This is a genomic window from Vibrio sp. 2130-1, from assembly GCF_033339515.1.
In genome coordinates this window covers 101,971-111,097 of record NZ_JAWOUT010000015.1, presented here as the reverse complement: position 1 = coordinate 111,097, position 9,127 = coordinate 101,971, and the positions used below count along the sequence as shown (strand labels likewise).

General features: G+C 44.2%; 9 protein-coding genes and 2 tRNA genes. 9 read left to right on the top strand and 2 right to left on the bottom strand.

The features are described 5' to 3' along the window. Nucleotides 1-122 precede the first annotated feature (122 nt). The gene (locus tag R7Q09_RS19675) at nucleotides 123-1,145 is read right to left on the bottom strand and encodes a porin (RefSeq protein ID WP_005380064.1); all 1,023 of its coding nucleotides are present in this window, start codon (nucleotides 1,143-1,145) and stop codon (nucleotides 123-125) included. 545 nt (nucleotides 1,146-1,690) lie between these two features. Here R7Q09_RS19675 and greA point away from each other — a divergent pair. Continuing rightward, entirely contained in the window at nucleotides 1,691-2,164 is a 474-nt protein-coding gene (gene greA, locus R7Q09_RS19670; protein ID WP_005380065.1) for a transcription elongation factor GreA, read from the top strand. Between the two features lie 84 nt (nucleotides 2,165-2,248). On the opposite strand, the gene yhbY is transcribed toward greA, so the two are convergent. Beyond that, nucleotides 2,249-2,545 (bottom strand): ribosome assembly RNA-binding protein YhbY, encoded by a 297-nt coding sequence (yhbY, locus tag R7Q09_RS19665; protein WP_005380066.1) that lies wholly within the window; start codon nucleotides 2,543-2,545, stop codon nucleotides 2,249-2,251. A gap of 138 nt (nucleotides 2,546-2,683) precedes the next feature. On the opposite strand from yhbY, the gene rlmE reads away from it, so the two are divergent. From rlmE to rimP, 8 genes are all read left to right on the top strand, one after another. Further along, nucleotides 2,684-3,313: a 23S rRNA (uridine(2552)-2'-O)-methyltransferase RlmE gene (gene rlmE, locus R7Q09_RS19660; RefSeq protein WP_005388985.1), complete on the top strand. Its 630-nt coding sequence runs from the start codon at nucleotides 2,684-2,686 to the stop codon at nucleotides 3,311-3,313. Between the two features lie 108 nt (nucleotides 3,314-3,421). Beyond that, a complete protein-coding gene (gene ftsH / locus R7Q09_RS19655; RefSeq protein ID WP_031781272.1) occupies nucleotides 3,422-5,395 on the top strand; it encodes an ATP-dependent zinc metalloprotease FtsH in 1,974 nt (657 codons plus the stop codon). Nucleotides 5,396-5,447: 52 nt separating this feature from the next. Beyond that, nucleotides 5,448-6,278: a dihydropteroate synthase gene (folP, locus tag R7Q09_RS19650; RefSeq protein ID WP_017820419.1), complete on the top strand. Its 831-nt coding sequence runs from the start codon at nucleotides 5,448-5,450 to the stop codon at nucleotides 6,276-6,278. A 19-nt stretch (nucleotides 6,279-6,297) separates the two neighbouring features. After that, nucleotides 6,298-7,638 carry a phosphoglucosamine mutase gene (gene glmM / locus R7Q09_RS19645; RefSeq protein WP_005388992.1) on the top strand — a complete coding sequence of 447 codons (1,341 nt, stop codon included), beginning with the start codon at nucleotides 6,298-6,300 and terminating at the stop codon, nucleotides 7,636-7,638. Nucleotides 7,639-7,858: 220 nt separating this feature from the next. After that, nucleotides 7,859-8,197, top strand: a complete 339-nt coding sequence (secG, locus tag R7Q09_RS19640) for a preprotein translocase subunit SecG (RefSeq protein WP_005380080.1) — start codon at nucleotides 7,859-7,861, stop codon at nucleotides 8,195-8,197. 16 nt (nucleotides 8,198-8,213) lie between these two features. After that, a tRNA-Leu gene (locus R7Q09_RS19635) sits at nucleotides 8,214-8,297 on the top strand. A gap of 56 nt (nucleotides 8,298-8,353) precedes the next feature. Continuing rightward, nucleotides 8,354-8,430 (top strand) — tRNA-Met (locus tag R7Q09_RS19630). A 225-nt stretch (nucleotides 8,431-8,655) separates the two neighbouring features. Continuing rightward, on the top strand, nucleotides 8,656-9,111 hold the full coding sequence (rimP, locus tag R7Q09_RS19625) for a ribosome maturation factor RimP (RefSeq protein ID WP_005386424.1): 456 nt from the start codon (nucleotides 8,656-8,658) through the stop codon (nucleotides 9,109-9,111). Nucleotides 9,112-9,127 lie beyond the last annotated feature (16 nt).

Genomic DNA, 9,127 nt, shown 5'->3' with positions numbered 1-9,127 from the left:
GAGTAGTTTTACAGGCAAAGCCGAAACGGATGATAACCACCTACTGAAGTAGGTGGTTTAGGGCTGAAAATAAAAAATGCCCGCTTAAAGCGGGCATTCGATATTCTAGTCAAAGACCGGAACTAGAAGTCGTAACGTAGACCTAGAGCTAGCTCGTCTTCAGCATCGATCTTAGTTGCAACTGTTTTGCTCGTGTCAGTTGAACCAAACTTGTCACCTGCATCAATCAGGTTGAAGTTGTAAGAAATGTAACCACGGAAGTTAGGCTTGAAATAGTAAGAAGCATCAACAGCGAAGTTGTTTGCAGAAGTTTCGTTGTTAGTTTCTGCATTGTTGTATGATGTTGTAAATACTGTTTGGCCTAGAGTGTAAGCACCCGCTAGCTCGTAACCAGTGTAATCAACTGTGTTACTGTTGTTTGAATCTTCCATTTTCTCGCCGTCAGTGAATACACCAGCGAAGTAAAGATCAGACATTGTGTAAGATGCAGCTAGCATGTACTCGTTAGCTTTGTCTTGATCTGCGTAACCAGCACCTAGCTCAAGACCAGTGTCAGCTAGAGCGTAGATTGCAGATAGAGAGTAACCGTCTTGTTTGTTGTCGTAGTACTCACCAGTGTTTTTGTTTTCCATACGATCAGCGAAGCGGTAGCTTGCTTTTACGCTTAGGTTTTCAAACTGGCCTTTGTAAGCCATCATGTTGTCTGTACGGTCTGATACAGCTAGTTTGTCTGCTGCAGAGTTACCGTGGTAAGCCATGATATCTGTGAAGTCAGTGATAACGCCTAGTGCACCTTCAGTTTTACCGTATGCGAACTCACCGTAAGCACCGCCAAGACCAGCGTAAGCAAGACGAGTTTCTAGATCGCTCTTGTCGTCGCCGTCTACAGTGCCGTTTTGAGCAGTCTCAAATTCACCTTCCCAGAAACCAACACCGTATAGGTTGTCATTGATTTCTTGTTTACCAAGGAAGTTTAGACGGATGCGAGATTTGTCTTGAGCGTCGCCATCTTTCATAGATAGACGTGCTTCAGCACGGCCGCCCATTTCTAGAGAAGTACCGTCTTGGTTGTAAAGTTCAGCTGCGTTTACGCCAGTTGCCATAGCTGCTGCAGATACAGAAAGAGCAATTAGAGTCTTTTTCATCTTATTTGTCCTAGTTAGCTGTCCATAATCATTGTTGTATGGGGGAGAGGTGATCTCTCACAAGTTGTTGGTCCAAAATTGGCTAATTGAGCGATATAGTTCGCACTTGTAAGCCATTGATCTAACAACTCGCTGGACATGTTTTACTGCTAAAGTTTCCGTATGAGTTAGTAAAATGATATAAATCCCACTGATGAACACTGTTCAATTGTGCGTTGTTTTTATTTAACTTACTGTTTTTGATTGAAATTATTGGCAATGACATTGGCCTGACATTGATTAGTTTTTATCTTTTTTGAGGTTTTTGGTGTAATGAACAGTGTTGTTTTTCAATAAATTGAGAAGGTGATTCGCCCTAGAACCGCTCTAAAAGTGAGTTATATCATTATGCCGAAAAGGCATAGTCTTGCTGTCTTTCGAATTAAGATGATTTCGTCCGGGAGTTTGTTTACACTAAACGAAATACATCTTTAAGCGCACTACCCAGTCCTATGACAGGGTGGGCTTTTTTTGTCCAAAGACCCATTTGGGCTTGAGGTTATAAAATGGAAAAAGTTCCAATGACACTACGTGGCGAGCAAAAGCTACGTGCAGAACTCGATCGTCTACTTAAACTACGTCCTCAGATCTCAGAGGCAATTGCTGAAGCTCGTGAGCTAGGTGATTTAAAAGAGAATGCTGAATATCACGCCGCTCGTGAAGAGCAGGGCATTTGTGAAGCACAAATCCGTGATATTGAATACAAACTGTCAGTTGCTCAAGTTATTGATGTAACGAAGATGGAGAACACGGGTAAAGTTATTTTTGGTTCAACCGTAACCTTGATTGATATTGACACCGAAGAAGAAAAAACGTACCAAATCGTTGGTGATGACGAAGCCGATATCAAAGCAGGTCGCATTTCAGTGAGCTCACCTATTGCTCGTGGCCTGATTGGTAAGATGGAAGGCGATGAAGTTGCTATTCAAACTCCGGGTGGCGCGAAAGACTTCGAAATTGACCGAGTAGAATATATCTAAGTCGTTTGGAGTAGCATTACTACTCTGATAAAACGCAAAAAGGTCGCCTCAGGCGACCTTTTTTCTTCAGCAACGTAAGTAGAGTTACTTACGAGGGATTTCGATTTTACGCTCTTCAGACTGGCGATATAGCACAAGCACTTTACCAATAGTCTGAACTTTTTCAGCGCCCGTCTCACGTACGATAGCGTCGATGATTAGCTGTTTTGTTTCACGATCTTCCGAAGCAACTTTTACTTTGATAAGTTCGTGATGGTTAAGAGCGATTTCAATTTCTGCTAGCACGGCTTCTGTAAGTCCATTTGCGCCCATTAGCACAACAGGTTTTAAACTGTGAGCTAGGCCTTTAAGGTGCTGCTTTTGTTTGGTGCTTAGGTTCATTACGCGGCCAATTTTCTTTAAAATAAGGGTTGAAAAAAGCTATTTTAACGCCATCTATTGCTGAAGACTATAATTTATTGAGTAATAGGTAGCGCCTATTAAAACAATAGCTCCAATTTGTGCCTTGTTGGGATTAAAATGAGTAAACAAAAACATTCGGCTAGTTCTGGTCGTTGGTTGAAAGAACACTTTGATGATAAATACGCGAATGAAGCCCGAAAAAAAGGCTACCGCTCACGTGCTTATTTCAAGATCGATGAGATTCAAACGAAAGATAAATTGTTAAAGCCTGGAATGACAGTCGTCGACTTGGGGGCTGCGCCGGGCGGATGGTCTCAATATGCTGCTAAGATAGTAGGGGACAGTGGTCAGATCATCGCGTGTGACTTGCTTCCTATGGACCCGATTGCTGGCGTTAGCTTTTTACAAGGCGACTTTCGTGATGATGCGGTATTGGAAGCTTTGCTAGAAAGGATCCAACCTTCCATGGTAGACGTAGTAATGTCTGATATGGCGCCTAACATCGCGGGAAACAATTCTGTTGATCAACCTCGCGCTATGTATTTAGTTGAATTAGCTTTAGATATGTGTCGACAAGTTCTAGCGCCTAATGGTAGCTTTGTCGTAAAGGTTTTCCAAGGGGAAGGCTTCGATCAGTATGTGAAAGAAGTCCGAGACATGTTTAAAGCCGTAAAAATTAGAAAACCAGACTCATCGCGAGCTCGCTCTCGAGAGGTCTTCGTCGTAGCCACTGGTTACAAAGGTTAACCATTTTGCTCTCTTGAGAGCGTGTTAACACTATAGCTACAGTTAATGAACTGTAGTACCCTACCTTTAATTACAATTAGTTATCGAGAGGCTTACACCTTGAGTGACATGGCAAAAAATTTAATTCTGTGGCTTGTTATCGCCGTCGTATTGATGTCGGTATTCCAGAGCTTTGGCCCTGGAGAAAGCAATGGCAGAACCGTGGATTACACCACGTTTGTACAGGAAGTTGGCCAAGGCCAGATTCAAGAAGCAACTTTTAAAGACGGTGAAATTAGCTTTGTTCGTCGTGGCGGAGGTGCCAAAATGGTCACTTACATGCCAGTGTATGACCAAAAGCTTCTAGATGACCTAATTAACCAAAACGTGAAAGTACAAGGCACGCCTCCAGAAGAGCAAAGCTTGCTTGGTACTATCTTCATCTCTTGGTTCCCAATGATCTTACTAATTGGTGTATGGATTTTCTTCATGCGTCAAATGCAAGGCGGCGGTGGTAAAGGCGCCATGTCTTTTGGTAAGAGTAAAGCTCGAATGATGAGCGAAGAACAAATCAAGACAACTTTTGCTGACGTTGCTGGTTGTGACGAAGCAAAAGAAGACGTGAAAGAACTGGTGGACTACCTACGCGATCCAAGCCGCTTCCAAAAACTGGGCGGTAAGATTCCAACGGGTGTTCTAATGGTTGGTCCTCCTGGTACGGGTAAAACGCTTCTAGCGAAAGCCATTGCCGGTGAGGCGAAAGTACCATTCTTTACTATCTCTGGTTCTGATTTCGTAGAAATGTTCGTTGGTGTTGGTGCATCTCGTGTGCGTGACATGTTTGAACAAGCAAAGAAAGCTGCACCTTGTATCATCTTTATCGATGAGATCGATGCGGTAGGTCGTCAACGTGGCGCAGGTGTTGGTGGTGGTCATGATGAACGTGAACAAACACTAAACCAAATGCTCGTTGAGATGGATGGTTTCGAAGGTAACGAAGGTATTATCGTTATCGCTGCGACTAACCGTCCGGACGTGCTAGACCCTGCGCTACTGCGTCCTGGTCGTTTTGACCGTCAAGTGGTAGTTGGTCTTCCAGATGTACGTGGCCGTGAACAGATCCTAAAAGTTCACATGCGTAAGGTCCCTCTAGCGGGTGATGTAGAGCCTTCTCTCATCGCACGTGGTACTCCAGGCTTCTCTGGTGCTGACCTAGCAAACTTAGTTAACGAAGCTGCACTGTTTGCTGCGCGCGGTAACAAGCGCAACGTTTCTATGGTTGAGTTTGAACTGGCGAAAGACAAAATCATGATGGGTGCTGAGCGCCGTTCAATGGTGATGTCTGAGGAAGTGAAAGAGTCAACAGCATACCACGAAGCGGGTCACGCGATTGTTGGTCGCTTGGTTCCTGAACACGATCCAGTGTACAAAGTGTCTATCATTCCACGTGGTCGTGCGTTGGGTGTAACAATGTACCTTCCAGAGCAGGACCGCGTGAGTATGTCTCGCCAACACCTAGAGTCAATGATTTCTAGCTTGTACGGTGGTCGTTTAGCAGAAGAACTTATCTACGGTGCTGACAAAGTATCAACCGGTGCTTCTAATGATATCGAGCGCGCAACAGATATTGCTCGTAAGATGGTTACTCAATGGGGTTTCTCTGAAAAGCTTGGCCCTCTGCTGTATGCAGAAGATGAAGGCGAAGTGTTCTTAGGGCGTAGTGTAACTCAGACTAAACATGTGTCTGACGATACAGCGAAGTTGATTGATGACGAAGTTCGTCAGATCATTGACCGCAACTACGATCGTGCGAAGAAGATTCTTCAAGAGAACATGGATATCATGCATGCGATGAAAGATGCGCTGATGAAGTATGAAACCATTGATGCTCGCCAGATTGATGACTTAATGGAGCGCAAAGCTGAAATTCGTGAGCCTGCGGGCTGGAGTGATAACTCAGCAAGCAAACCAGAAGACAGCGACAAGCCTCAAGCAAAGCAAGAAGTTAAAGAAGAAGCAACGGAGACTGCGAAAGATGTAGAACAGCCTAGCTCTTCTGAAACAACTTCTAACGAAGCGCCTGAAAAGAAAGACTCTGAATAAAGAGTATCGATAATATTAAACCCCGAGTTATCTCGGGGTTTTTGTGTTTATGATGATGATTACAGCAAATAACAAATCTTTGGACCTTTCGCGTCCACATGTCATGGCCATTCTAAATGTGACACCGGATTCCTTTTCGGATGGCGGTAAATACAACTCAATTGAACTTGCTCTTGCTCAAGTTGATAAAATGATAAAGGCTGGTGTAAGTATTGTTGATGTTGGTGGTGAATCGACAAGGCCTGGTGCACCGGATGTGTCTTTGGAAGAAGAGCTTAGGCGTGTTGTCCCAGTAATCAAAGCCATTCGTGAAAAGTATGATGTGTGGATTTCCGTTGACACCAGTAAAGCAGAAGTGATGCGTCAAGCAATTGATGCTGGGGCTGATTTGATCAATGACATCCGTTCGCTGCAAGAGCCAGGCGCTCTGGAAGTCGCAGCAGAAGCAAACCTTCCAATTTGTCTGATGCATATGAAAGGTCAACCTAGGACCATGCAAGTTGACCCTCATTATGATGATTTAATGGGGGACGTGTCGGCTTTTCTAGAAGAACGTATCGCGGCGTGTGAAGCTGCAGGGATTGATAAATCTCAACTGATTCTCGATCCTGGGTTTGGCTTTGGCAAAACAATCGAACACAATTATCATATGCTTGCTCATCTTGAAAAGTTTCATGAATTCGGCCTGCCTATTTTGGCTGGCATGTCTCGTAAATCCATGATCTTCAAACTGTTAGACAAGCCAGCAGCAGAGTGTACGAACGCAAGTGTCGTTTGTGCTACGATTGCCGCGATGAAAGGCGCGCAGATCATTCGCGTGCATGACTTTGAAGAGACAATCGAAGCAATGAAAGTTGTTGAGATGACGAAAAACAATATTTAAAAATAATAAAGGAAAGTTTATGTCGAATGAAAGACGTTACTTTGGTACTGACGGTGTGCGCGGTAAAGTAGGACAATACCCAATCACTCCAGACTTCGTACTTAAGCTTGGCTGGGCTGCTGGTCGTGTACTAGCGAAACAAGGCACAAAGAAAGTTATCATAGGTAAAGATACACGTATTTCAGGTTATATGCTTGAATCTGCACTAGAGGCTGGCCTTGCAGCTGCGGGACTTAAAGCAACATTTACTGGTCCCATGCCAACTCCAGCTGTGGCATATTTAACTCAGACTTTCCGTGCCGAGGCTGGTATTGTGATTTCTGCATCACATAACCCATATTACGACAACGGCATTAAATTCTTTTCTTCTGAGGGTACTAAGCTACCTGACGATATCGAATTGGCGATCGAAGCTGAGTTAGATAAAGAAATTGAATGTGTGGAGTCTGCTGAGCTTGGTAAAGCAACCCGCCTAAATGATGCAGCTGGTCGTTACATCGAATTCTGTAAGAGTACTTTCCCATCTGAGTTGAGCCTTGCGAACTTTAAGATCGTAGTAGACTGTGCGCACGGTGCAACGTACCACATCGCTCCAAATGTTTTCAAAGAACTTGGGGCAGAAGTTATCGCTATGGGCGTAGAGCCTAACGGCATCAACATTAATGAAAAAGTGGGCGCAACAGACGTACGAGCTCTTCAACAGCGTGTTGTTGAAGAGCAAGCGCATCTTGGTCTCGCATTTGATGGTGATGGTGACCGCATCATTATGGTCGACCACCTAGGTAACAAAGTTGATGGTGACCAAATTGCTTATATCATCGCTCGTGATGCACTTCGTCGTGGTGAGCTAAAGGGTGGTGTTGTTGGTACACTAATGACTAACTTGGGTATGGAAAATGGTTTAAAGCAGCTAGGCATTCCGTTTGTACGTGCTGCTGTTGGTGACCGTTATGTCATGGAGCAACTGCTAGAAAAAGGTTGGAAAATTGGTGCTGAAAACTCAGGCCATGTGATCTTATTAGATAAAGTCACAACCGGCGATGCGATTGTTGCTGCACTTCAAGTACTTGCTTCTGTAATTGGCAGCGATATGTCTTTATATGAACTATCGCAAGGAATGACATTATATCCTCAGGTTTTAGAAAATGTCCGTTTCTCAGGAGAAAGTAACCCTCTTGAAGCTACAGCTGTATTAAACGCTGTCGCTGAAGTAGAGGCGACACTTGGTGATAAAGGGCGTGTACTGCTGCGTAAGTCTGGCACTGAGCCTTTGATCCGCGTTATGGTGGAAGGCGAAGATGGTGAACTAGTTCAACACTCAGCATTGAAAATCGCTGAGGCTGTTAAAGCAAGTTGTTAATCATTGCGTTAAAGCATGTCTTGAATGAAAAGGGCATCTTTTGCCCTTTTTTTGAGCGCTTAACGCATTGGCATTGATTTTTTACTAATTTTCCCTTGTCAGCGTTACTGGCTTTCGCTAGTATTGCTCCGCCTCCCGTTAGGAGGTCGCTAGCCTTGTTCATTATGATTTGTTCTTTTGAACGGCGCTGGCTCAACAATTTGGAACATAGGTGGAAAAAATGTTTTCAGTTCTACTTGTGATTTACCTGTTGGCAGCGCTTGGTGTGATTGGCCTTGTGTTGATTCAACAAGGTAAAGGCGCAGATATGGGAGCCTCGTTCGGTGCTGGTGCTTCAAACACAGTGTTTGGTGCTGGCGGCTCAGGTAATTTCTTAACCCGAACAACTGCTATTTTAGCAACCGTATTCTTTATCGTTAGCTTGTTACTTGGTCGTATGTCTACGCACCAGACTGAATCACAATGGGTAGACCCAACGTTAGGTCAACCAGTTGTCGAACAAGTTAAGGATGCAGCGAGTGAAGTTCCTGCCCCTGCGGGTGATGAAATTCCTCAATAAGCTGTAAGGTTTTGATGCCGAGATGGTGAAATTGGTAGACACGCTAGCATGAGGTGCTAGTGCCTTAGGTGTGAGGGTTCGAGTCCCTCTCTCGGCACCATGTATTTACAAACTTGTAAATCACTTGTTTGCGAGTATAATGCTCAGCAAGTCGGACGCGGGGTGGAGCAGCTTGGTAGCTCGTCGGGCTCATAACCCGAAGGTCGTCGGTTCAAATCCGGCCCCCGCAACCAATCTCTTTCTTTAAAAGGAAATCGTAGATTGGCAAGTTTGCGTAGTGCTAACCACACTACGAGTTAAGAAAAGCAATTGTTGGCTATTCTTAACGTATCAGGGTCCAGCAGCATAAAACCCCGACTATCGGGGTTTTTTGTTATCTGAGCTTTTTGAAATAGCTCAGATACTGCTTGGTTTTTTGATTGGGCTCTGAGCCCTTTTTTTGTTTCTGGAGTGGTTAAATGACTGGTTTAGAAAGACAACTTACTGAAATGCTTGACGCGCCAGTAGCGGCATCAGGTTATGAGTTAGTTGGATTAGAATTCATTCGTGCAGGCGCGCACTCAACGTTACGTATCTACATTGACCATGAAAATGGTATTAACGTAGACGACTGTGCAGAAGTTAGCCACCAAGTTAGTGCAGTTTTAGACGTTGAAGATCCAATTTCTGTTGCTTACAGCCTAGAAGTGTCTTCTCCAGGTTTAGAAAGACCACTTTTTAAAGCAGCACATTACGAGCAATTTATTGGTCACGAGGTCAGCATCGTATTGAAAATGGCTGTAGCAAACCGTCGTAAGTGGAAAGGTATTATCCACGGTGTTGATGGCGAAACAGTGACAATTACTGTAGACGGTCAGCAAGAAGAGTTTGCTCTAAGTAACATTTCCAAAGCTAACCTGATCCCTAAATTTTAGTTCCCTAAAAAAGTTT